The organism is Cellulomonas sp. McL0606, assembly GCF_058248365.1.
The window spans coordinates 458760-482231 of the sequence record NZ_CM177779.1 but is presented as its reverse complement, the minus strand read 5'-3'; the positions used below and the strand labels follow the sequence as shown (position 1 = coordinate 482231).

Annotated in this window: 18 protein-coding genes and 6 pseudogenes; 13 read left to right on the top strand and 11 right to left on the bottom strand. The window is 72.9% G+C overall.

All coding sequences use genetic code 11. The features are described from left to right. Nucleotides 1–39 precede the first annotated feature (39 nt). The 6 genes and pseudogenes from AC38ZX_RS02550 (at nucleotide 40) to AC38ZX_RS02525 (ending at nucleotide 5415) form a co-directional block, all read left to right on the top strand. Nucleotides 40–1472, top strand: a pseudogene (locus tag AC38ZX_RS02550) (alpha,alpha-trehalose-phosphate synthase (UDP-forming)). After that, complete coding sequence (gene otsB, locus AC38ZX_RS02545) at nucleotides 1469–2245, top strand: trehalose-phosphatase (RefSeq protein WP_426594309.1); 777 nt, start codon at nucleotides 1469–1471, stop codon at nucleotides 2243–2245. The pseudogene AC38ZX_RS02550 and the gene otsB overlap by 4 nt, the downstream one beginning before the upstream one ends. Nucleotides 2246–2288: 43 nt before the next feature. Further along, nucleotides 2289–3455 (top strand): hypothetical protein, encoded by a 1167-nt coding sequence (locus tag AC38ZX_RS02540; RefSeq protein WP_491296231.1) that lies wholly within the window; start codon nucleotides 2289–2291, stop codon nucleotides 3453–3455. Further along, entirely contained in the window at nucleotides 3403–3834 is a 432-nt protein-coding gene (locus AC38ZX_RS02535; RefSeq protein WP_491296230.1) for an outer membrane protein assembly factor BamB family protein, read from the top strand. Before AC38ZX_RS02540 ends, AC38ZX_RS02535 begins: the two co-directional genes overlap by 53 nt. A gap of 196 nt (nucleotides 3835–4030) precedes the next feature. Further along, nucleotides 4031–4903: a hypothetical protein gene (locus AC38ZX_RS02530; protein ID WP_491296229.1), complete on the top strand. Its 873-nt coding sequence runs from the start codon at nucleotides 4031–4033 to the stop codon at nucleotides 4901–4903. Next, complete coding sequence (locus AC38ZX_RS02525; RefSeq protein WP_491296228.1) at nucleotides 4828–5415, top strand: outer membrane protein assembly factor BamB family protein; 588 nt, start codon at nucleotides 4828–4830, stop codon at nucleotides 5413–5415. The genes AC38ZX_RS02530 and AC38ZX_RS02525 overlap by 76 nt, the downstream gene beginning before the upstream one ends. Nucleotides 5416–6021: 606 nt before the next feature. Here the strand turns inward: AC38ZX_RS02525 and AC38ZX_RS02520 are convergent. Continuing rightward, nucleotides 6022–6339, bottom strand: coding sequence for a hypothetical protein (locus AC38ZX_RS02520; RefSeq protein ID WP_491296227.1), 318 nt, complete (start codon nucleotides 6337–6339; stop codon nucleotides 6022–6024). A gap of 14 nt (nucleotides 6340–6353) precedes the next feature. Between AC38ZX_RS02520 and AC38ZX_RS02515 the strand changes: the two genes are divergently transcribed. The 3 genes and pseudogenes from AC38ZX_RS02515 to AC38ZX_RS02505 all read left to right on the top strand — a co-directional run bounded on the left by AC38ZX_RS02515 (nucleotide 6354) and on the right by AC38ZX_RS02505 (nucleotide 9591). After that, the gene (locus AC38ZX_RS02515) at nucleotides 6354–6917 is read left to right on the top strand and encodes an outer membrane protein assembly factor BamB family protein (protein WP_491296225.1); all 564 of its coding nucleotides are present in this window, start codon (nucleotides 6354–6356) and stop codon (nucleotides 6915–6917) included. Nucleotides 6918–7109: 192 nt separating this feature from the next. Beyond that, nucleotides 7110–8237, top strand: a complete 1128-nt coding sequence (locus tag AC38ZX_RS02510) for an ABC transporter ATP-binding protein (protein ID WP_426594305.1) — start codon at nucleotides 7110–7112, stop codon at nucleotides 8235–8237. Nucleotides 8238–8318: 81 nt separating this feature from the next. Further along, nucleotides 8319–9591 (top strand): annotated as a pseudogene (locus tag AC38ZX_RS02505) (DUF4032 domain-containing protein). A 163-nt stretch (nucleotides 9592–9754) separates the two neighbouring features. Here the strand turns inward: AC38ZX_RS02505 and rlmB are convergent. The 5 genes and pseudogenes from rlmB to AC38ZX_RS02480 all read right to left on the bottom strand — a co-directional run bounded on the left by rlmB (nucleotide 9755) and on the right by AC38ZX_RS02480 (nucleotide 15416). Further along, the gene (rlmB, locus tag AC38ZX_RS02500; protein WP_426594303.1) at nucleotides 9755–10762 is read right to left on the bottom strand and encodes a 23S rRNA (guanosine(2251)-2'-O)-methyltransferase RlmB; all 1008 of its coding nucleotides are present in this window, start codon (nucleotides 10760–10762) and stop codon (nucleotides 9755–9757) included. 61 nt (nucleotides 10763–10823) lie between these two features. After that, nucleotides 10824–12264, bottom strand: a pseudogene (cysS, locus tag AC38ZX_RS02495) (cysteine--tRNA ligase). Between the two features lie 79 nt (nucleotides 12265–12343). Then, nucleotides 12344–13528, bottom strand: a complete 1185-nt coding sequence (locus tag AC38ZX_RS02490) for an alanine racemase (protein WP_426594301.1) — start codon at nucleotides 13526–13528, stop codon at nucleotides 12344–12346. Continuing rightward, nucleotides 13525–14772 (bottom strand): MFS transporter, encoded by a 1248-nt coding sequence (locus AC38ZX_RS02485; protein ID WP_491296224.1) that lies wholly within the window; start codon nucleotides 14770–14772, stop codon nucleotides 13525–13527. The genes AC38ZX_RS02490 and AC38ZX_RS02485 overlap by 4 nt, the downstream gene beginning before the upstream one ends. Then, nucleotides 14769–15416: a TetR/AcrR family transcriptional regulator gene (locus AC38ZX_RS02480; RefSeq protein ID WP_491296223.1), complete on the bottom strand. Its 648-nt coding sequence runs from the start codon at nucleotides 15414–15416 to the stop codon at nucleotides 14769–14771. The genes AC38ZX_RS02485 and AC38ZX_RS02480 overlap by 4 nt, the downstream gene beginning before the upstream one ends. Nucleotides 15417–15575: 159 nt before the next feature. Here AC38ZX_RS02480 and AC38ZX_RS02475 point away from each other — a divergent pair. Next, nucleotides 15576–16906 (top strand): annotated as a pseudogene (locus AC38ZX_RS02475) (D-arabinono-1,4-lactone oxidase). Between the two features lie 244 nt (nucleotides 16907–17150). Beyond that, the gene (locus AC38ZX_RS02470) at nucleotides 17151–17912 is read left to right on the top strand and encodes a zinc-binding dehydrogenase (protein WP_491296222.1); all 762 of its coding nucleotides are present in this window, start codon (nucleotides 17151–17153) and stop codon (nucleotides 17910–17912) included. Between the two features lie 80 nt (nucleotides 17913–17992). On the opposite strand, the gene AC38ZX_RS02465 is transcribed toward AC38ZX_RS02470, so the two are convergent. Further along, on the bottom strand, nucleotides 17993–18841 hold the full coding sequence (locus tag AC38ZX_RS02465) for a LysR family transcriptional regulator (protein ID WP_491296221.1): 849 nt from the start codon (nucleotides 18839–18841) through the stop codon (nucleotides 17993–17995). A gap of 122 nt (nucleotides 18842–18963) precedes the next feature. Here AC38ZX_RS02465 and AC38ZX_RS02460 point away from each other — a divergent pair, with 122 nt between their 5' ends. Beyond that, the gene (locus AC38ZX_RS02460) at nucleotides 18964–20013 is read left to right on the top strand and encodes an EamA family transporter (protein WP_491296220.1); all 1050 of its coding nucleotides are present in this window, start codon (nucleotides 18964–18966) and stop codon (nucleotides 20011–20013) included. Here the strand turns inward: AC38ZX_RS02460 and AC38ZX_RS02455 are convergent. From AC38ZX_RS02455 to AC38ZX_RS02445, 3 genes and pseudogenes are all read right to left on the bottom strand, one after another. Next, nucleotides 19935–20594: pseudogene (locus AC38ZX_RS02455) on the bottom strand (2-C-methyl-D-erythritol 2,4-cyclodiphosphate synthase); the annotation flags it as partial. The gene AC38ZX_RS02460 and the pseudogene AC38ZX_RS02455 sit on opposite strands and share 79 nt — an antisense overlap. Then, on the bottom strand, nucleotides 20594–21379 hold the full coding sequence (gene ispD / locus AC38ZX_RS02450) for a 2-C-methyl-D-erythritol 4-phosphate cytidylyltransferase (RefSeq protein ID WP_491297281.1): 786 nt from the start codon (nucleotides 21377–21379) through the stop codon (nucleotides 20594–20596). The gene ispD and the pseudogene AC38ZX_RS02455, both read right to left, overlap by 1 nt. A gap of 23 nt (nucleotides 21380–21402) precedes the next feature. Continuing rightward, nucleotides 21403–21885, bottom strand: coding sequence for a CarD family transcriptional regulator (locus tag AC38ZX_RS02445; RefSeq protein ID WP_426595858.1), 483 nt, complete (start codon nucleotides 21883–21885; stop codon nucleotides 21403–21405). Nucleotides 21886–22109: 224 nt separating this feature from the next. Between AC38ZX_RS02445 and AC38ZX_RS02440 the strand changes: the two genes are divergently transcribed. Continuing rightward, entirely contained in the window at nucleotides 22110–22622 is a 513-nt protein-coding gene (locus AC38ZX_RS02440) for a hypothetical protein (protein WP_426594294.1), read from the top strand. 64 nt (nucleotides 22623–22686) lie between these two features. On the opposite strand, the pseudogene pstB reads toward AC38ZX_RS02440, so the two are convergent. After that, nucleotides 22687–23464: pseudogene (gene pstB / locus AC38ZX_RS02435) on the bottom strand (phosphate ABC transporter ATP-binding protein PstB). Nucleotides 23465–23472: the final 8 nt, after the last annotated feature.

The following is a 23472-nucleotide window of genomic DNA, read 5'->3' as shown; positions in this document are numbered from 1 at the left end:
GCCCGATAAGGTCGGTCGACATCCCGAGGAGTTGATCACGTGCCTTCCGACGCGCCCGGCTACGACTTCGTCGTCGTCGCCAACCGGCTCCCGGTGGACGTCTCGCTCGACGACTCCGGCGAACCCACGTGGACGCGCTCGCCCGGGGGGCTGGTGACGGCGCTCGCGCCCGTGATGGCGAGCACGTCGGGCGCCTGGGTCGGCTGGGGCGGCGCACCCGACCTCGAGCTCGACCCGTTCGACGTGGACGGCACCGAGCTCATCCCGGTCACGCTCACCGAGGACGACCTCGAGCAGTTCTACGAGGGGTTCTCCAACGACACGCTCTGGCCGCTCTACCACGACGTCATCGCGCGGCCCGCGTTCCACCGGCAGTGGTGGGACGCGTACCAGCGGGTCAACCGACGCTTCGCGCAGGCCGCCGCCGACCAGGCCGCGCACGGCGCGACCATCTGGGTGCACGACTACCAGCTGCAGCCGTCCCCAAGATGCTGCGCGAGCTGCGCCCGGACGTGCGGATCGGCTACTTCCACCACATCCCGTTCCCGCCGCTGGAGATCTTCGCGCAGCTGCCCTGGCGCAAGCAGGTGGTCGAGGGACTGCTCGGCGCCGACCTGGTCGGCTTCCAGCGCAACGGCGACGCCGCGAACTTCGTGCGCGTGGTCCGTCGGTTCACCGACCTCACCACGCGCGGCCAGGTCGTCACGATCACCGACGCCGACGGGCACGTCGACCGGCACGTGCGCGCGGCGGCGTTCCCCATCTCGATCGACTCGCACGCGTTCGACGACCTCGCCCGCACCGACGAGGTCCAGGAACGGGCGCGGCAGATCCGCCGCGAGCTGGGGGACCCGGAGTTCCTGCTTCTCGGCGTCGACCGGCTCGACTACACCAAGGGAATCCGGCACCGCATCAAGGCCTACGGCGAGCTGCTCAGCGAGGAGCGGCTGTCCCCCCACAGCACCACGCTCGTCCAGGTGGCCAGCCCGAGCCGGGAGAACGTCGGCGCCTACCAGCAGCTGCGCGACGACGTGGAGCTGCTGGTCGGGCGGATCAACGGCGACTACGGCCAGGTGGGCCACGCGCCGGTCCAGTACCTGCACCAGTCGTTCCCCATGGAGGAGATGGCCGCCCTCTACCTCGCCGCCGACGTCATGCTGGTCACCGCCCTGCGCGACGGCATGAACCTCGTCGCCAAGGAGTACGTGGCCGCCCGGTCGGACGACCGCGGCGCCCTGGTCCTGTCGGAGTTCACCGGCGCCGCCGACGAGCTGAACGGTGCCGTGCTGGTCAACCCGCACGACATCGACGGGATGAAGGACGCCATCACCTACGCGGTGCACATGGACGCGCGCGATTCGCGCAAGCGGATGCGCAGCCTGCGACGACGCGTGCTCGGGCACGACGTCGTGGCGTGGTCGCAGGACTTCCTCGCGGCCCTGAACGCGGTGCCGATCGGGGGTCCGTCGTGAGCCCGCTCTCGCTGGACGAGGAGATCGCGGCGCTGGCCCGCGACACGACCCGCCGCCCCGTGCTCGTCGCGCTCGACTTCGACGGCACGCTCGCCCCGTTGCAGGACGACCCGCAGAAGTCCCGGATCCTTCCCGCCGGCGTCGACGCGCTCGCCCGGCTGGCGGGCACCGACGGCGTCTCGCTCGCACTGGTCTCCGGGCGGTCCATGAACGACCTGCACACGCTCGCCGAGGTGCCCACCGGCACGTTCCTGATCGGCAGCCACGGCGCCGAGAGGGCGCGGGTCATGACGTTCGGGCTGGACCGGGACGTGGTCCAGCTCTCCGACGAGCAGGCCGACCGTCTGGCGACCCTGGGCTCGCAGGCGCTGCGGATCGCGCGCGGTCGCGACGGCGTCTGGGTGGAGACCAAGCCGACCGCCGTCGTCCTGCACACCCGGCTGGCGGAGGAGGCGGTCGCGGCGCCGGCCGAGCAGGAGGCGATAGCCCTCGGCGAGCAGCTGGGCTCCGGCGTGCTGCACGGCAAGGACGTCGTGGAGATCTCGGTGCTCGAGGCCAGCAAGGGCGAGGCGCTGGCGGCGCTCCGCGACGAGCTGGGCGCGGCCGTGGTCCTGTACGCCGGCGACGACGTCACCGACGAGCACGCCTTCGACGCCCTCGGCCCCCGTGACGTGACGATCAAGGTGGGCGACGGGACCACCGTGGCCCGGTTCCGGGTGGCCTCCCCTCAGGAGCTGGTCGCGGCGCTCGGGACCCTCGCCGACGCCTTCTGAGGTCTGCTGGCTCCCGATCACACCGAGGCGTACCGTCCGCCTCATGAGCGACCGGATGCACGAGGTCGAGCTCGTCGAAGGCGTCGACGAGCCTGAGCCCACGCGCCCGGGTGCAGCGGACGACGGGGCGCCGGCCGACGGCGGCGGGCCCTCGTGGATCCGGCGCAACGTCCGTCGGCTCGCGCCCATCGCGGCGCTCGCGGTCCTGGCCCTGGTCGGGACCCAGCTGGTGGTCGACGCCCGCGAGCGCGCGCGGCTCGAGGCGCTCGCGGCGATCCCCGGCGTGGTCCCGCCCACCGGCCCCGACATCGGGGTGATCTGGCGCGCCGACCCCGCACTGGGGCGCGTGCTGCAGACGGGCGCGTCGATCGACGGTGCCGTCGTCGGTGGCAAGGTCTCAGGGACGGGGACGGCCGCCGCCACGGTCGACCTCGTCGCCATCGACACCGACACCGGCGCCGTGCGGTGGACCACCCCCGTGCAGCTGCCGGCGGCGGACGTGACCCCGGGTGGCGGCCCGGCCTCACCGTCGGTGGGGTGCATGTCGGTCACGCATGCCGGCCGCGTGCTCGCAGCCTGCGAAGCCCAGCAGTACGGGGATGGCCTGGTCGCGACCCCGGACTCCGCCACGTGGGTGGTCGACCCGTCCGACGGTGCGGTCCTGGACCACTCCGTCGTGCCGGGCGGTGCGGCCGTCGCGTTCACCGACGACGCGTTGGTCGTCACCCACAGCATCGCCCCCGACAGCGACGAGCCGGCCCCGAGCGACGCCGGCTCGGTGCGTTGGCGGGCCACCGCGACCGACCTGGTCTCGGGCGCGACCCTCTGGACGTACACGACGCCGGTGCTCGACGCCCCCGTGCAGGTGGACAGCTCGGGCGCAGCGAACGCGTCGCTCCAGCCGATCGGCGACCGGATCATCCTCGGCGTCGACGGCCACGCGTGGATCCTTGGCGCGGGCGGGACCCTGGAACGCGACGTCCCGCTCCAACCAGGCACGTGGGTCCAGGGCGTACGCAGCGGTGTGCTCGCGGAGAAGCTCCTACACGTCGACCGGCGTCTACACCGACGCGCTCCTGCTGCCCGACGGCACCTCCGTCCCGACCGACGAGATCGCGGGCGGGCTCTCGGTCGACGACGGCTCGGCACCGGGCGTCGTGTTCACGGTCGGCAGCCAGCCCTCGGGGTCCGCGGGGCTGAGCGGACGTGACGCGACCACCGGGAAGGTGCTGTGGCACCGCGGAGAGCCGGTGTCGGCGGGCCTGCTGCTGCACGGGGTGCTCTACCTCGTCGCCGACCAGTCGATCGAGGCGGTCGACGCGACGACCGGCCGCACCCGGTGGTCGACCACGCTGGACTTCCAGCCGCAGCAGCTCTCCACGGACGGGCGATACCTGCTCGTGCCCGCCCTGGCCACGTCGTTGCGGGCCTACAAGCTGTCGGACGGTCGGCTCGGCTGGACCAAGGAGCTGCGGTCCGAGGTCGCCGGGGACCGCAGCCCCGTCTACATCCAGGGCTTCCAGGCGGGCATCGCCGACCCCCGGCTCTACGTGTGGATGGACGACGGCGCGGTCGCCGTCCTGGGCTGACCCCCGGCTGCGGGCGCTGGCCCCCGACAGGACCGAGGCGTACCGTCCGCCCCATGACCGGCCGGATGCGCGAGGTCGAGTCGTCGACGAGGTCGACGTCCCGGTCCCGCCGGCGCCCGACGGGAGGGCCGCGCCGGACACCCCCCGTCCGTGGCCCCGCCGGCACGCCTTCTGGCTCGTCCCGACCGCTCTTCTGGTGGTCGCGGGGCTCGTCGGCACCCAGGCCGTGCTCGACGCCCGCGAGCGCAGCCGGATCGAGGCGCTGGCCGAGGTCCCCGGCGTCGTCGCGCCGGCCGGCCCGGACATCGGTGTCATCTGGCGTGCGCCGGCCGAGCTCGGACCCGTGCTTCAGTACGGCGCCGAGGTGGACGGGCTGCTGGTCGGCGGTGTGTCGGGCACGGACGGCGTCCGCGTGCTCGCGCTCGACCCGGACACCGGCGCGACCCGGTGGAGCACAGCGGTCACGCTGCCGACGGCACATCCGCAACCGGACGGGCGGTTGCCCACCTCGGCCGTCATCTGCACGCAGATCCCGCACGGCGACCGCCCGGTCGCCGGGTGCCTGTCGCAGCAGTTCGGCGAGAACATCGTCGGCCTGCCCGACCAGACGATCTGGGTGCTCGACCCGACGGACGGGGACGTGCTGTCGACGCGCACGGTCACCGGGACGTCCGGGGTCACCTTCACGCGCGACGCCGTCGTCGTCGCCTCGCGGGTCGACGCCGCCGGCGCCCCCGCGCGCGCCGACGCGAGCTCGGTCCGCTGGAACGTCGCGGCCACCGACGCGCTCGACGGCACGAGCCTGTGGTCCTACACGACGCCGGCGGTCGACGTCCTCGGCCGCGAGGACGGCCCGGCCGGGGCCGACGCGTCCGGGGGCGCGAGCATGACGACGTCCGGTGACGACCACGTGGTGCTCAGCGTCGACACGGGCGCCTGGATCCTCGACGACGGCGGCAGGCTCGTGCGTGCGGTCCCGCTCGGGCCCGGGTCGTGGATCCAGGGCGCGCGGGCGGGCGCGTACGTGCTCAGCGCCTACACGGCGAGCGGCACCTACTCGGGGAGCTGATCCTGGCCGACGGGACGAGCGCCCCGATCGACCAGACCGCCGCGTGGCTCGCCGTCGACGACGGTTCCGCGCCCGACGTGGTGCTGACGGCCGGCGACGGGCCGACCGGGGTCTACGGGCTCAGCGGCCGCGACGTCGCGACGGGGAAGACCCTCTGGCACGACGACGACACCGTCAACACGGCGCTGCTGCTCCACGGCGTCGTCTACATCGCGACACTGGACGGGATCAGCGCCGTCGACGCCCGCACGGGCCGAGTGCGCTGGATCGCGAAGCTCGACCACCAGTTCCGGGAGATGTCCACCGACGGCCGGTACCTGCTGGTGCCGGGCCGGGGCATCTCGCTCGACGCCTACTCGCTGGCGGACGGCTCGCACGCGTGGTCCGCGGACCTGCGCGACGCGGTGACCCAGGGCAGCCCGACGCAGACCGCCCAGGGCTTCCAGCCGAGCGGGCGTGAACCGCGGATGTTCGTCTGGATGAACGACGGCTCGGTCGCCGTCCTGGGCTGATGGTCGCGCCATGAGCGAGAGCCTGCGCAGCGCCGGTCATCGGCAGATCCTCGTCCTCGAGGACTCCGAACCGGTCAGGTCGACCGACACTGCCGACGCCGTGCGGGACTGGATGCGTCGGCACGCGGCCTGGCTGGTGGTCGTCGCCGTGCTCGCGGTGCTCGTGCTCGTCGGCGCCCAGCGCATGGTCGACGCCCGCGAACGCCAGCGCCTGGCCTACCTGGCCCGGGTGCCGGGGATCCTGCAGCCCGTCCCCGCGCACGTGGCGGCCCTGTGGCGCTGGGCGCCCACGGACCCCGTGACGGTGGTCGCCGACGACACCGCGGGCCGCTGGACGATCGGCACGCGGTACGGCCGGGGCGTCGTCGATCTGCGCGGCACGGACCCGGACACCGGCGCGGTGCGCTGGACGACCCCGTTCCCCATCGACGACGCCCTGCCCCCCGCGGACCGGGGCACCTTCCCGTCGGTGTGGGTGCGGTGCGCCACGGCCGCGGCGGCGCCGCACGCCCGAGCGGTGTGCGGCGCCGACCTGGCCGGTCCGGGGCAGGTCGTCGGCACGCCCCTGATGGTCCTGGACCCGACGAACGGCGCCGTGCTGGCCCGTCAGATCCTGCCCGCGGGCACGCTGTGGACCGTCAGCGCCGGCCACCTCGTGATCGCCACCCCGGTCGCCGACGACCGGGCGCGCACCCACTGGGACGTGACGGTGACAGACCCGAGCACCGGCGCGGCGGTCTGGCACACGCGCACCCCCACCGTGCCGGTCAGCGGCCCGGTGCGCGTCGGGGTCACGACGATCGACCCGGCCGCCACCCTGAGCGCCGACCCGCAGCGCGTCCTGCTGGCGGGCGACGGGCACGCGTGGGTCTGGTCGCCCTCCGGCGCGACGCGCGCCTCGGTGTCGGTCGGCGTGGACGGCACGACCGCTCTCGGCCGTGCCGGGACGCTCGTCTGGACGCCGTTCCAGAGCCTCACGGACCCCGCGGGCGAGCTGGTCACCGACCAGGGCACGCACGTCACCGTGGACGGCACCCAGGTGCAGCTGTCCGTCGACGACGGCACGGCGCACGGCGTCGTCCTGCTGCGGACGGGTGCCGGCGGCACCACCATCGTCGCCGACGACGCCAGCACCGGTCGCGCTGTGGCGGGCCGACGGCAGCACCGGGCCGGTGCTCGTGCTCGACGGCGCGGTCGTCGCCACGGGTTCCTCGTCCGTGGTCTCCCGGGACGCACGCACGGGCGCCCTGCGCTGGCGCACCCAGGTCGGTGCCCGGCCGGTCTACCTGGGCGCGGACCCGCTGCACATCGTCGTCCTCACCGACGACCTCCAGCTGCAGGCGCTCGACCTCGCCGACGGTCGGACGGCAGTCCGCGCGGACGCCGCGTCGCTGCTCGGCAAGAGGTCGGACGAGGGGGTCGGCGGCCTCGACGGCGCCCAGGAGCACGGCGGCCGGCTCCTCCTCACGTTCCGCGACGGATCCGGGGGCGCGCTGGGGTGAAGGTCGTGCGCCTGCCACCCGCACGTGTGGTGCACGTCACGCGCAAATGTGGAGGTTCCGCCGTGGTGTGGCAAGATGACCGCGGGCCACCGACGTAAACCCTGCGTTCGGCCCGTGTCATCGAAGACACCTTTGACACTCTTCACAACGGATCGTCCGGCACGTACCTGCCGGTGAAGGGATTGATCAGTCATGGCAACGGTCACTTTCGACAAGGCCACCCGGGTCTACCCGGGCACCGAACGCCCAGCGGTCGACGCGCTCGACCTGCACATCGAGGACGGCGAGTTCCTCGTCCTCGTCGGCCCCTCCGGCTGTGGCAAGTCCACGTCGCTCCGCATGCTCGCGGGCCTCGAGGACGTCAACGCCGGCCGCATCCTCATCGGCGACCGCGACGTCACGGACGTCCAGCCGAAGGACCGCGACATCGCGATGGTGTTCCAGAACTACGCGCTGTACCCGCACATGACGGTGGCGGACAACATGGGCTTCGCGCTCAAGATCGCCGGCACCCCGAAGGCGGAGATCCGCCAGCGCGTCGAGGAGGCTGCCAAGATCCTCGACCTGTCGCAGTACCTCGACCGCAAGCCGAAGGCCCTCTCCGGTGGCCAGCGTCAGCGTGTCGCCATGGGTCGCGCCATCGTGCGCTCGCCCCAGGTGTTCCTCATGGACGAGCCGCTGTCGAACCTCGACGCCAAGCTCCGCGTCCAGACCCGTACGCAGATCGCGTCGCTGCAGCGTCGACTCGGTGTCACCACCGTCTACGTCACGCACGACCAGACCGAGGCCCTGACCATGGGCGACCGCATCGCGGTCCTCAAGGACGGCCTCCTGCAGCAGGTCGGCACCCCGCGCGACATGTACGACACCCCGGCAAACGTGTTCGTCGCCGGCTTCATCGGCTCGCCGGCCATGAACATCGGCACGTTCCCGGTGCTCGACGGCAGCGCCAACCTGGGCCGCGCCCGCGTGGCGATCCCCCGCGACGCCATCGGCCAGCTCACCGAGGACGACAAGAACCACATCACGGTCGGCTTCCGCCCCGAGTCGCTCGACGTCGTGCCCACCGGCACGCCGGACGGCATCCCGGTCGTCGTGAACATCGTCGAGGAGCTCGGCTCCGACGCGTTCGTCTACGGCTCGCTGACCAACGAGTTCGGGCACGCGGCGGACATCACGTCCGGCGCCGGCGACGCACAGGTCATCGTGCGCGTCGACCCGCGTCAGGTGCCCGCCAAGGGCGAGACGATCTACATCCGGATGCGCGCAGGCGAGACCCACCTGTTCCACGCCGGCTCGGGCGAGCGCATCGCCGTCTGACATCTCGATCGCCGAGGGGCGGTCCCGGCTCGCGCCGGGGCCGTCCCTTCGCTGTTGGCACCTGCTGGGAGGATGGTCGTCATGAACGCGCTGCAGATCACCGCGGCCTCGCCGGACCCGGCGCTGCTCGACCTCCCCTGGGACGTCCCGCTCGAGGACTGGCCCGCGTCCACCCTGGCCGCACTCCCCCGCGGCATCTCGCGGCACATCGTGCGGTTCGTCAAGCTCTCCGGCCGCGTCATCGCGGTCAAGGAGATCGGCGAGACCGTCGCGTACCGCGAGTACGAGCTGCTGCGCCAGCGCGTCGGCTGGACGTCCCGGGCGTCGAGCCGATGGGCGTCATCACCGGCCGGTCGGACGCGTCCGGCGAGCGCCTCGAGGCCTGCCTGATCACCCAGCACCTCTCGTTCTCCCTGCCGTACCGCGCGCTGTTCAGCCAGGTCCTGCAGCCCGACACGGCCACCCGACTCATCGACGCGCTGGCCGTGCTGCTGGTGCGGCTCCACCTGGTCGGTTTCTACTGGGGCGACGTGTCGCTGTCCAACACGCTCTTCCGACGTGACGCGGGGAAGCTTCGCCGCGTACCTGGTCGACGCCGAGACGGGCGACCTGCACGACCGGCTCAGCGACGGCCAGCGCGGCTACGACCTCGAGATCGCCCGCGTGAACATCATCGGCGGACTCATGGACCTGCAGGCCGGCGAGTTCCTCGAGGAGGACGTCGACGCCGTCGCGATCGGGGACGCCCTCGCCGAGCGGTACGGCGAGCTGTGGCGCGCGCTGACGGAGCCCGAGACGTTCGGGTACGGGGACCGCTGGCGCGTCCAGGCACGCATCGACCGGCTCAACGACCTGGGCTTCGACGTGGGCGAAGCTCGACATCACCACCGACGTGGACGGCACCCGCGTGGTCATCCAGCCGAAGGTCGTCGACGCCGGCCACCACTCCCGCCGGCTGATGCGCCTGACGGGTCTGGACGTGCAGGAGAACCAGGCTCGCCGCCTGCTCAACGACCTCGACGAGTACCGCGCGGCCACCGACCGGCAGCGCGAGGACGAGTCGTTCGTCGCGCACGACTGGCTCACCGAGATCTTCGAGCCCGCCGTCCGCGCCGTCCCGCGCGACCTGCGCGGCAAGCTCGAGCCCGCGCAGATCTATCACGAGCTGCTCGATCACCGCTGGTACCTGTCCGAGCAGGCGGGCCACGACGTCTCGATGAAGAAGGCCGTGAAGTCCTACCTCAAGGACATCCTCCCGAACCGTCCCGACGAGCACTCGATCCTCGGCGTGCAGACGGGCGAGATCCCGGAGACGGGCGTGATCCCCCGCGTCGAGGACCCCCTCCTCGGCTGAACCGGCTGATCGTCGGGCGCCCGTGGCGGTCCTCCGCGCCCAGCAGGGCACGGCTCGCGCCTCCGAGATCGTGGGTCGCCGACGAGCTGTCAGCTGCAACTGACGACGTCGTCGCCGAGTCACGACCTCGGCGGCCGCCGGCGCGCCGCTGGCGGGGCGGGCGTCAGATCGCGCGCTGGCGGGCCACCTCGTACAGGGCGATGCCCGCGGCGACGCCGGCGTTCAGCGACTCGACCGAGGACGTGATCGGGATGGACGCGATGGCGTCGCACTGCTCGCGCACCAGCCGCGACAGACCCTTGCCCTCGGAGCCGACGACGAGCACCAGCGGGTCGGTGGCGTAGGGCAGCTCGGTGATCGTGGTGTCGCCGCCGCCGTCGAGGCCGACCACGAAGACGCCGGCCTGCTTGAGGCCCTGCAGGGTTCGCACCAGGTTGGTCACGCGGGCGACCGGCACGCGCGCCGCTGCGCCCGCGGACACCTTCCAGGCCGAGGCCGTGACCCCGGCCGCACGCCGCTCGGGCACCAGGACACCGTGCGCGCCGAACGCACCGGCGGAGCGCAGGACCGCACCGAGGTTGCGCGGGTCGGTGACCCCGTCGAGGGCCACGATCAGCGCGGCCCGCTCGGACTCCGCGGCAGCGTCGAGCAGGTCGTCGTCGTCGACGTACTCGTACGGCGGGACCTGGATGGCGACGCCCTGGTGGACGGAGCCGTCGGTGAGCCGGTCCAGCTCGGAGCGGCTGACCTCGAGCAGCGGGTAGTTCGAGTTGCCGGCCGCGGCGATGATCTCGCGTGTGCGGTCGTCGGCCTCGAGACGCGAGGCGATGTAGACCGTGGACACCGGGATGCCCGCGCGCAGGGCCTCGACCACGCTGTTGCGGCCGGACACGATCTCGTGGGTCGAGCTCTTGCGGCCGCCCTTCGACCCGGCCGCGCTGCGGGACGCGCCCGCGGCCTGCCGCCCGGACGTCCCACGCGTGCCCGCGACCGCACGCCGCTCGGCCGCGATCTTGGCCTTGTGCGCCGGGTGGTACTCGCGGTCCTCCGCCTTGGGCGTCGGGCCACGACCCTCGAGCGCGCGGCGGTTCTTGCCGCCGGTGCCTGCGGCCGCGACCTTCTTGGACCCGGCCTTGCGGGTGGCCCCGCGGCGGGAGGAGTTGCCTGCCATGCTGTGTTCCTTTGTTTGCTGCGTGTGTGGAGGACTGATCGAGCGCGCCGGACGCGCCGCGTCAGCCCTCCGCTTCCGAGCGCGCGGCCAGCGACCAGCGCGCCCCGGTGGACGAGTCCTCGACGACGATGCCGGCCGCGGCGAGGCGGTCCCTGATCGCGTCGGACGTGGCGAAGTCGCGGACGGCCCGGGCCTGCGCGCGGGCCTCGAGCCTCGGCGGCGACCACCGACTCCAGCGCGTGGACGTACCGCTCGTCGCCGCGGGTGGACCGCCAGTGCGAACCGGCCGGGTCGAGCCCGAGCACGTCGAGCATCGCGCGCAGCACGACCATCGACTCCCGGGCCAGGGCGGTGTCCCCGGCCGCGAGCGCGCTGTTGCCGGTGCGCAGGTGCTCGTGCACGACCGCGAGCGCGGCGGGCACGTTGAGGTCGTCGTCCATCGCCGCGACGAACTCGTCCGGCAGCGCCACGGTCGCCACCTCGATGTCGTGCACCTCGCCGACCTTCTCGGTCGCGCGGTCGACGAACCCGGCGAGCCGGTCCCAGGTGGCCTCGGCCTCGCGCAGCGTGTCGTCGGTCCACTCGAGCATCGAGCTGTACTGCACGGCGGTCATGGCGTAACGCACCACGCAGGCGCGCTCCTTGGCCAGCACCGCGGTGACCAGCAGGCCGTTGCCGAGCGACTTGCTCATCTTGGCGCCGCCCTGCGTCACCCAGCCGTTGTGCAGCCAGTACTGCGCGAACCCGTAGCCGGCGGCGCGCGACTGCGCCTGCTCGTTCTCGTGGTGCGGGAACCGCAGGTCCAGGCCACCGCCGTGGATGTCGAACGTGTCGCCGAGGTACCGCTGCGCCATCGCCGAGCACTCCAGGTGCCAGCCCGGCCGGCCGCGCCCGAACGGGGTGTCCCAGGCGGCCGTCTCGGGCTCCCCCGGCTTGGCGGCCTTCCAGAGGGCGAAGTCGCGGGGGTCGTGCTTGGCGTCGTCGTCGACCGTGCCGTCCGGCGCCGGGATCATGTCCTCGATGCGCTGGTTGGTCAGGCTGCCGTACTCGTCGTGGCTGCGGACGTCGAACCACACGTCGCCGGGGCTCGTGCTGTAGGCGTGGCCCTTCTCGACGAGGCGGGTCATCAGCTCGATCATCGCGGGCACGTGGCCGGTGGCGCGCGGCTCGTAGCTGGGCGGCAGCACGCCGAGGGCGTCGTACGCGGCGGTGAACGCGCGCTCGTTGAGCATCGCCCAGGCCCACCACGGCTCGCCCGCCTCGGCGGCCCTGGCCAGGATCTTGTCGTCGATGTCGGTGACGTTGCGGATCAGCGTGACGCGGTTGCCCGAGCGGCGCAGCCAGCGGACCAGCACGTCGAACGCGACCGCGGACCGCAGGTGCCCGATGTGCGGCGCCGACTGCACCGTGGCGCCGCACAGGTACACGCCGACCTCGCCGGGAACGAGCGGGACGAAGTCACGCACCGTCCGGGTCGCGGTGTCGAAGAGGCGCAGGGTCACGCGGGCAAGGCTACCGGGGCGACACCGTACCCGTTGCCCCGGGGGGTCGGTACCGCCCCGGTGCGAGGCCCGGGGTCGGTCAGCCGAAGGTGTGGCCCTCGCCGCGGTACGTCGGGACGGTGGCCTCGATCTCGGCGCCGCGGACCAGGTGCACCGACTCGAACCGCTCCATGACCTCGCCGGACTTCGCGTGGCGGAACCAGACGCGGTCGCCGATGCGCAGGTCCGTGCCGCCGGACAGGCGCAGGGGCGTCTGCACCTCGCCGGCGCCCTCGCGGCTCGTCAGGGCCAGCCCGCCGGGCCAGACCGGGCGCGGCTGGCGGGACTTGGTGGACGGGCCGGACGCGATGTAGCCGCCGCCGAACGCCGTCGCGAAGCCCGGGCCGGGGATGCGGACCACGTCGAGACCGAAGAACGCCGCCGGCCGGGGCGTGAACGACCGGTAGGCGTCGAAGAGCGTCGGGACGAACAGACCCGAGCCGGCGGTGACCTCGGTGACCGCCGGATCGGCGGCGCTGGACGCGACCGATCCGGAACCGCCGGAGTTCACCAGCTCGAGGGGATGCCCGACGGCCGCCTCGACCGCCGCGACGACGGCGGCGCGACGCGAGGCCAGGTCGGCGATGGACAGACGCTTGACCGCGCGGACGGCGGCGCTGGTGTCGGGCAGGCCGGCCACCTGGGCCTCGTAGAACATGACGCCGACCACGTCCACACCCGGCCGCTCGGCGATCGCGGCGGCGAGCGTCCCGGCGTCGGCCGGGGTGTGCACGGGCGATCGCCGGACCCCGAGGTGCGCGGCGAGCGGCCCGAGCTTGACGCGCAGCGAGGCGTCCACGTCGAGGCACAGCCGCACGGTGACGCCGTGGGCCGTCGCGGAGCGCGCAGCGAGGTCGACCTGGGCGGGGTCGTCGACCATGAGCGTGACGGCGGCGACGGCGGCCGGGTCGGCGGCGAGCTTGTCCAGGGCGTCCGTGTCCACGGTCGGGTACCCCATGAGGACGTCGTCGACCCCCTGGGAGACCAGCCAGAGCGCCTCCCGGAGCGAGTACGCCATCACGCCGGCGAACCCCTGGCGGGCCAGCACCCGCTGCAGCACCGCCCGGACGCGCACGGACTTGCTGGCGACGCGGATCGGGGTGCCGCCGGCGCGGCGCACCAGGTCGGTCGCGTTGGCGTCGACGGCGTCGAGGTCGACCACCGCCAGGGGCGCCGGAAGGCCCTGCGTCGCCTGGTCGAGCCGGGCACCGATCGTGAGGGTCATGCACCGGCTCCTGCCGACAGGGGGGCCTTCTCATGCCGCACCACACCGAAACGGCCCGCCAGGACGGCGACCGCGAGAACGAGGACGACCGGCACCAGGAAGCCCCAGCGGAGGCTGGACGCGGTGCCGATGAACCCGACGAACACCCCGCCGAGCACGGCACCAAGGTAGTTGAAGCCGTTGAGGCGGGCGATCACCGCGTCCGCGTGACCCGGGGCGAGGAGCCCGGCTGACGAGAAGCACAGGGGGGCGATCAGGCCCAGACCGGCCCCGGCGATGGCGAACCCGAGCACGGCCTGTGCCGGGGCGTTCGCGGTCAGCACGAGGACCAGGCCCACGGCCCCGACCAGCGACGCGACGCGCACGACCCGGACGCGGCCCCAACGCCGGACGCACGGGTCGCCGGCGAGGCGCGAGACCAGCGTCATCGCGAGGTACGCCGCGTAGCCGAGCTTGGTCAGGGTGCCCGTCGAGTTCAGCACCTCGTGCATGAAGATCGGGCTCCACGTCGAGATCGCCTGGTCGTTGACGTAGTAGGCGACGACGCCCAGCCCGAGGATCAGCAGCGGCCCCCAGGGGATGATCGGCTTGCCGGTCGACACGGCGTCCGGCTCGGCCAGCGCGGCTTCGACGGCGAACGGCACGGCGCCCGACGGCTCGCTCCAGGCGGCGCGGCGCACCGCGACGGACACGCAGAGTGCGACAACGGTGCCGACGAGGAGCGTCCAGCCGATCGGTTCCACCGAGACGCGCCCGGTGGTCACCGCGACCAGGACCGTGCCGAGGATCCCGCCGACGGACCACGCGGCGTAGAACCCCGTCAGCAGCGAGCGGCCGTAGGCGCGCTGGATGGCGACGGCCTGCATGTTCGTGCCGGCGTCGACCATGCCGAGCGCCACGCCGTACAGCGCGAACCCGACGGCCAGGACGGCGAAGGTCGGGGAGACCGAGACGACGACCACGGCCGTCGCGACGAGGAGCAGACCACGGATCAGGACCGCTCGGCTGCCGCCGGCGGACCGGGCGATGCGATCGGCCACGAACGTGCCGACGCCCGCCATGACGCAGACGCCGAGGATCACGAAGGCGATGGTCCCGTCGTCGATCCCGTACCGGGACTTGAACACGTCGAGGCTGGTCAGGATCATCGCGAAGACGAATCCCTGCGCGGCGAACCCGAGAGAGACGGCTATCCGCGCCCGACGTGCATGCTCGGACGGGGCCGTCAGGACGGCATCGTTCACGCGGGCAGAGCCTCGTCCCCGGTGTCCAGCAGCTGCTCGAGGCCGTCCCTGGGGTTGGCGACGGTCGTCGAGAGCAGGAACCTGCCGAAGCCGTGCATGCCCTCGCGTGCCTTCGCCTCGTCACCGTCGACGAGCCAGGCCAGCGAGTAGCCGTCGACCACCGCGACGACCGTGCGCGCGAGCGTCTCCAGCGGGACGCTGAACGTCACGCCCGCGGCCTGCTCGACGCCGCGCAGCACCTGCTCGGCGGCGGCCCACTGGCCGCGGTACTGCTCGATGGCCACCTGGTTGAGCTCGGGATGGCGCAGCGAGGAGGTGGTGAGCTGGTCGCTGCACTGAGCACCCCGCGACTCCTTGATGCCGTCCCAGAGCGCATCGATGGTGCCGTCGATGACGGCGGCGACGCCCACGTCCGGCGGCAGCTCGCCCATGCTGCGCTCCAGGTTGGCGGACGTGATGGCGTGCGCCATCGCGCGCAGCAGCTCGTCCTTGTCCTGGAAGCAGTAGTGCACGACGCCCAACGAGACGCCGGCCTCGGCAGCGACAGCGCGCACGGTGGCCGCGTCGATGCCGTGACGGCTCGCGACCGCGAGCGCTGCCTCGATGAGCTGTTCACGTCTCTCAGCGACTGGCAAACGATTCACGAAGGTCCCCTCCCTCGAACGACGGCCCCACCGGCTGGCTTGGTCACCGGTGCGTGAGGCCGACGCCTCCCCAGTGCACAGTCTCAATATCCATCGTGACGATAGTCAAGGCCTGGGCGCACTTGACTTGGACGGTTGACCAAGAGGACCCTCTGTCTCATGGGACACCTGTCCGACTCCGCGCCGTGGCGCAACTGGGCCCGCACGGCCTCAGCGACGCCGCAGCGCGTCGTGCACCCCGCTGACCAGGACGAACTGGTCGAAACGGTACGGGGCGGGGCGGAGGACGGCCTCCAGGTCAGGGCGGTCGGGGCCGGGCACTCTTTCACCCCCGTGGCGGCGTCGGACGGTGTCCACCTGCACCTCGATCGGCTGAACGCGTTCGAGCGTGTCGCGCCCCAGCCGGACGGCACCACCCACGTCACGGTCGGCGCGGGCATCCGCCTGGGTGCCCTGAACGCCGAGCTGGCGGCTCGGGGCCTGGGCATGCGCAACCTCGGCGACATCGACAAGCAGTCGATCGCCGGCGCGATCTCGACGGGCACCCACGGCACGGGCGCCCGCCTGGGCGGTCTGGCCACGCAGGTCGTCGGTGCCCGCCTCGTCACGGCCAAGGGCGACGTCGTCGAGGCGTGCCCCGAGACCAACCCCGAGCTTCGAGCTGGCTCGCCTCGGCCTCGGCAGCGTCGGGGTCCTGTCGGCGGTCACGCTCGAGGTCGTCCCCGCGTTCAAGCTGGAGGCCGTCGAGGAGCCCTGGCCCCTGGACCGCGTCCTCGAGGGCCTCGACGGGCCCGACGGACTGGTCGAGGGCAACGACCACTTCGAGTTCTACTGGTTCCCGCACACGCGCCGCGCGCTGACCAAGCGGAACAACCGGGTTCCCGACGAGACCGAGCGCCCACTGAACCCCGTCCGCGGCTGGGTCGACGACGAGCTGCTGTCGAACGGGTTGTTCGCGGTCACCAACACCGTGGCGACGATCGCCCCGCGGACGACGGTCGGGATCAACGGTCTGGCCGCCCGCGCGCTGCTCGCGCCGGTTCGTCGCACCGGCACCCGAGGTGTTCGTCAGCCCGCGGCGGGTGCGCTTCCGCGAGATGGAGTACGCGGTCCCCCGCGACCAGCTGGTTCCCGTCCTGGCCGAGATCGACCGTTGGCTCGAGGCGTCCGGCCAGCGCGTCCCGTTCCCCGTCGAGATCCGCTTCGCCGCGGCCGACGACCTCTGGCTGTCCACCGCGCACGGCCGCGAGACCGCCTACATCGCCGTGCACCAGTACATCCGCCTGCCGTACGAGTCGTACTTCCGCGCGGTCGAGCAGATCGTCGCGGCGTCCGGCGGTCGCCCGCACTGGGGCAAGATGCACTGGCTCGAGGCCGACCGGCTGAGCGAGCTCTACCCGCGGTTCGCCGACGCCCAGCGCGTGCGGCAGCAGGCCGACCCGGACGGCGTCTTCAGCAACCCGTACCTGGCCAGGCTCTTCGGGGCGTAGGCGGCTCACAGGTACCGACCCTGGTCAACGGCCGCCCGCGGGTGCAGTCTGTGGCCGTGGCACTCACCAGCAGAGCCGTGGTCGCGATCGCCTACGGCGGCCCCGAGGTCCTCCGGGTGGTCGACGTCGACACCGCGGAGCCCGGGCCGGGCAACGTCCTGATCGACGTCAAGGCGGCCGCCGTCAACGCCATCGACTGGAAGCGGTACTCGGGGGCGTTCAGCTCGACCCGGGACACCTCCCGATGCGGCTCGGCTACGAGGTGTCCGGCGTCGTCAGCGCGGTCGGTCCGTCCGTGCGGTGGCTCGCCCCCGGCGACGAGGTCATCGCCTGGCGGGTCGACGGAGGGTATGCCAGCCGGATCGTCGCCTCGGAGCAGGTGACCGTGCGCCGGCCGGCCAACCTCGACTGGGCCGCCGCGTCCGGCCTGCTCCTGGCGGGCGCGACCGCTGTGCACACCCTGTCCGCGACCGGCACGCACGACCACGACGTCGTGCTCGTGCACGGCGGCTCGGGCGGCGTCGGCCGCATGGTCGTGCAGCTCGCGATCCTGCGTGGCGCCCAGGTCATCGCGACGGCGTCGCCGCAGCAGCACGAGGACCTGGAGGCCCTCGGCGCGCTGCCGGTGGCCTACGGCGAGGGCCTGCTCGACCGCCTGCACGACGCCGTCCGCACCACCGGCCCCGTCACCGTCGCGATCGACACCGTAGGGACTGACGAGGCGCTCGACACCTCGGTCGCCATGGTCTCGGACCGCCAGCGCATCGCGACGATCGCCGGGTTGCGACGAGCGGGCGAGCTGGGCATCCGCGCCCTGGGCGGAGGTCCGGGCGCCGACCCGGGCACGCTCGTCCGGGAGGCCGCCCGCGCCCAGCTGGCCCAGCTGGCCTCCGACGGTTCGCTCGATGTGCGCGTCGCGCAGACCTACGCGCTCGAGGACGCCGGCAAGGCCCACTGGGAGGGCCTCGCGGGCCACGCACACGGCAAGCTGGTCCTGCTGCCCTGAGGACGGGCGTCCGTCGTCGCGGGTGCCCCGCGCGTCGTCGCCACGCGTATCCCGCGAGGGCGGGAGTCCGGGCGGGACCGTTACGGGAGGGTGGCGATCGCTGCCGCGACGGACTGGAGCTCGTGCACGACGCGGCGGACGACGAGGCGCTCCGCGCGGTCCCGACGCAGCAGCGCATCGATGCGCCGGCCCGCCAGCACCTCCGCCAGCGGGACCAGCCGGATGCGCGTGCTGCCGCCGAACGTGTAGCGCGGGAGCAGCGCGATGCCGTGGCCGGTCGCGACGAACGCCTCCGTCACGTGGAAGTCGTTGACCCGGTGCACGATCCGCGCCGGCGCGTCGGACCGAGCCACGACCTCGCGCACCAGCGACGCGATCGGGAATCCGTCCCGCACGGAGATCCAGTCGGCGCCCGCCAGGTCGACGGGGCGGATCGACGCACGCCCTGCCAACGGGTGGTCGAGCGGCACGGCGACGTCGAGCGGCTCGCGCAGCAGCGGCACCACCTGGACGCCGGGCCACACCGGCGCGCCCTCCGGCCGGTGGGCGACGACGACGTCGATCCGGTCCGTGAGCGCCGCGAAGTCCTCCTGGGCGACGTCCTCGTCCGTGCACTCGAGCACGATGCCGCCCAGCGCGCCCACGCGGGCCAGCAGACCCGGCAGGAGCAGCTCTGCGCCGCTCTGGAACGCCGAGACCCGGACAATGCCCTCCGGACGCTCCAGGAACGCCGCACAGGCCGCCTGAGCGCGTTCCAGGGCCACTGCGACGTCCTCGGCCGCCGCCGCCAGCGCCTCGCCGGCGGGTGTCAGGCGCAGACCGCGTCCCACACGCTCCGTGAGGGCGACCCCGGTCTCGCGCTGCAGCACCGCCATCTGCTGGGAGACCGCCGACGGCGTCAGGTGCAGCACCGCCGCAGCTGCTGTCACGCCGCCCTGCGAGCCGATGGTGCGAAGCGTCTCCAGCGCGCGAGGATCCATATAGACACACTACATAGTCAGATAACAATCTTTCGCTGGTGCTGAACGCACGGCGATCGCAGACTCGTCGCATGACCACCCGGGACCGCCTGCTCGCCACGCTCGTCGCCGTGCTCTGGGGCCTGAACTTCACGGCCATCCACCTGTCGTTGCAGCAGTTCCCGCCGTTCTTCCTCGTGGCGCTGCGGTTCGCGCTCATCGCGGTGCCGACCCTCCTGCTCGTGCCGAGGCCGTCCGCGCCGTGGCGCTGGATCCTGCTGTACGGGCTCGGGTTCGGCGTTCTGCAGTTCGTGTTCCTCTACCTGGCCATGTCGAACGGCATGCCGACGGGGCTGGCGTCGCTCGTCCTGCAGTCGTCGGCACCCTTCACGGTCGTCCTGGCGGCGACGTTCCTGCGCGAACGGCTGACCGCCCGGCAGGGGCTCGGCATCCTCACCGCGGTCGTCGGTCTGGGCGGTATCGCCGCGCACCGGGCGGGCCTCAACGGCGGCGCGACGCTCGTCCCCGTGCTGCTGACGCTCGCCGGCGGCCTCGGCTGGGCGATCGGAAACCTGGGCAGCCGCAAGGCGATGCAGGCCAGCCCGCACGAGCCCGTCCGGCTCCTGCTCTGGATGTCGGTGGTCCCGCCGCTGCCGATGCTCGCGTTGTCGCTGGCGACCGAGGGCCCCGCGCAGATCCGGCACTCGTTCACGGGCCTGACCAGCGCGCAAGGGCTGCTCGCCCTGGCGGGGCTGGCCTACACGGTGCTCGTCGCGACCGTCTGCGGCGGCATGCTCTGGACGGGGTTGATGGGCCGGCACCCGTCGAGCACCGTCGCACCGTTCTCCATGCTGGTGCCCGTGGCCGGCATCGCCGCGTCCTGGCTCCTGCTGCGCGAACGCACGAGCCTCACCGAGCTGGCGTGGGGGTCGCTGGTGCTGGGCGGCGTCCTGCTGGGCAGCACCCGGTCACGGGCCGCCCGGGCCCGCCGTCAGCTGGCGGCGACGACGAGCGCGGTGGCGACCGCCGCGACGCCCTCTCCCCGACCCGTCAGGCCGAGCCCGTCGGTCGTGGTCGCCGACACGCTCACCGGCGCGCCCGCGGCCGCCGACAGGGCCGCCTCGGCCTCCGCCCTGCGCTGACCCAGCCGGGGCCGGTTCCCGATCACCTGCACGGCGACGTTCCCCACGACGAAGCCGGCCGCGCGCACCCGCGCCGCGGCCTCCGCCAGCAGGACCGCCCCGGCGGCACCCGCCCACTGCGGCTCCGAGGTGCCGAAGTTCGACCCGAGATCGCCGAGACCCGCCGCGGACAGGAGCGCGTCGGCGCACGCGTGCGCGGCGACGTCGGCGTCGGAATGGCCCTCCAGCGGCCGCTCGCCGGGCCACGTCAGCCCGGCGAGGTGGAGCACCGCGCCCTCGGCGGGCGCGGTCGCGTAGGCATGCACGTCGATCCCGATCCCGGTGCGGGGCAGGGCGCCGCCAGGCGGAGAGGACGTAGCGCCGCCAGGCGGAGAGGACGTAGCGCCGCCAGGCGGAGAGGACGTAGCGCCGCCAGGCGGAGAGGACGTAGCGCCGCCAGGCGGAGAGGACGTAGCGCCGCCAGGCGGAGAGGACGTAGCGCCGCCAGGCGGAGAGGACGTAGCGCCGCCAGGCGGAGAGGACGTAGCGCCGCCAGGCGGAGAGGACGTAGCGCCGCCAGGCGGAGAGGACGTAGCGCCCATCAGGCCTCCAGCAGGAGCGTGGCCACCGCGAGGTCGCGGGGCGTGGTGATCTTCGCAGCCCGCTCGTCCCCGGCGACCACCCAGACACGCTCGCCCAGCCGTTCGACCAGGCCGGCGTCGTCGGACGCGGCCGTCCGCTCGAGGTCGGCGTCGGAGGCGAAGGTCGCGTGCGCCCGCTGGAGCAGCTCCAGGGCGAAACCCTGCGGCGTCTGCACGGCTCGCAGGTCGGCGCGCGGGACGGTCGCCAGAACGGGCTCGACCGGGCCGCCGGGCAGCACCCGCTTGATCGTGTCCGTGACCGGCAGGCCCGGGACCACGGCCGGGTGCCCGTCCAGCACCGCGTCGATCACCCGGCCGATCAGGGACGGGGGCGCGAGCGGACGGGCCGCGTCGTGCACGAGCACCACGGCGATGTCGTCGTAGCCTGCGCCGTGCTCGGCGCCGGCGACCGGGTTCGGCGGAGCGGGCACACCCAGCGCCGCCAGCCCGGCCGCGACCGACGCCTGCCGGGTGGCGCCGCCGGCGACCACACGGACGTCCACCCCGGGACCGGCGAGCTCAGCGACGAACTCGGTGGCGAGCTCGGCGAGCGCGGAGACGTGCTCCGGGGGCGCGGTGACCACCAGGAGCCGGACATGCTGATCGCCCGTCGCGCGCGCCGCCAGCAGATTGCGGGCGGCGTGCACGACGAGCGACCGGCCCCCCAGAGGCACCAGAGCCTTCGGGAGGGAATGACCCAGCCTGCTACCGCTCCCGGCGGCAGTCAGGACAGCGGCGATGTTCAGCGACACACAACGGTCACCCGGCGTCAGGACGCCAGGACCTCGTCGAGGATCGCTTCGGCCTTCTCCTCCTCGGTGTGCTCGGCGAGTGCGAGCTCCGAGACGAGGATCTGGCGGGCCTTGGCGAGCATGCGCTTCTCGCCCGCGGACAGGCCACGGTCGGCGTCGCGGCGGGACAGGTCGCGGACGACCTCTGCCACCTTGATGACGTCGCCCGACGCGAGCTTCTCGAGGTTGGCCTTGTAGCGGCGGGACCAGTTGGTCGGCTCCTCGGTGTACGGGGCGCGGAGCACCTCGAACACGCGGTCCAGACCTTCCTGGCCGACGACGTCACGAACGCCCACCAGGTCGACGTTCTCAGCCGGTACCTCGATGGTGAGGTCCCCCTGAGCGACCTTGAGCTTGAGGTAAACCTTGTCCTCTCCGCGGATGGTCCTGGTCTTGATCTCTTCGATCAATGCCGCACCGTGGTGCGGGTAGACAACGGTCTCCCCAACAGTGAAAGTCATCTGCAGGTGTCCCCTTTCGCAGAGGGGTATCTTATCACGGAGAAATTGGGCCTTTACCGTGCGCACCACCCCGTCGTCGCAGGTCACGCGCCCGCGGATGACGTCGCTCACAGGAGTGGCTCGGCACGCCCCTGGCCGTCGTCGCGGGCTAGGCTTGCGCCACAGATCTGCCCGAGTCTAGGGGCCCTGCGCCCCCTGCAGTCCCGACGCACCCAGGAGCCACCGTGACCTCGCCCCGCCCCCGCACCCGCCGGCTCCGTGCCGCGACCGGCCTGGCCGTCGCCGGTCTCGCGGCAGCCCTGACGCTGACGGGCTGCTCGGCCACCAACCAGATGACGACCGAGAAGGAGTACAACTCCTCCGACGGCGTGGGCGCCCACGTGGGCGACATCAAGGCGATCAACTTCCTGATCGCCTCGGCGGCCAAGGGCGAGCCCGGCGCCCTGCTCGGTGCCCTGGAGAACAGCGGCAGCTCCGACCAGAGCGTGACGATCACGCTCGGCACGGACGACCAGAGCGTGCACGTGCCCGCCGGTCAGACCGTCCTGCTGGGCGCGCCCGGTGGCAACACCGACACCGACACAACCATCACGTTCGACTCGATCCCGGAGCCCCCCGGAGCGGTCGTCCCGGTGACCGTCGCGACGAGGGACGCGGGCAGCGTCAGCCTCGACGTGCCCGTCGTCGACGGCACCCTGCCGGAGTACGCGGGGTCCATCCCGTCGCCCACCAGCTGACCGGCGACAGACGCACGAGAGGGCCGGTCCGCCCGGACCGGCCCTCTGTGCGTGCCTGGACGGCTCAGCCGAAGCGGCCCGAGATGTAGTCCTCCGTGGCCTGCTCGCGCGGCGAGGAGAAGATGGTCGACGTCTCGTCGATCTCGACCAGGCGGCCCGGCTGACCGGTCGCCTTGAGGTTGAAGAACGCCGTCCGGTCCGACACCCGCGCGGCCTGCTGCATGTTGTGCGTGACGATGACGATCGTGTAGTCGCTCTTCAAGCTCCGAGATCAGGTCCTCGATCGCCAGCGTCGAGATCGGGTCGAGCGCCGAGCAGGGCTCGTCCATGAGCAGCACCTGCGGCTTGACCGCGATGGCGCGGGCGATGCAGAGGCGCTGCTGCTGGCCGCCGGAGAGGCCGGAACCCGGACGGTTCAGCCGGTCCTTGACCTCGTTCCAGAGGTTGGCGCTCGTCAGCGAGTCGACCACGTCCGCGGCGTCGCTCTTGGAGATGCGCTTGTTGTTCAGCTTGATCCCGGCCAGCACGTTGTCCGCGATCGACATCGTCGGGAACGGGTTGGGGCGCTGGAACACCATGCCCACCTGTCGGCGGACCGCGACCGGGTCGACGTCCGAGCCGTACAGGTCGATGCCGTCCATCGCGACCGAGCCCTGGACGTGCGCACCCGGGATGACCTCGTGCATGCGGTTCAGGGTGCGCAGGAAGGTGGACTTCCCGCAGCCCGACGGGCCGATGAAGGCGGTGACGGAGCGGGGCTCCACCGACATCTCGACGCCGGCCACGGCGAGGAAGTCGCTGTAGTAGATGTTGAGGTCCTTGACGTCAATTCGCTGTGCCATCGTCGTTC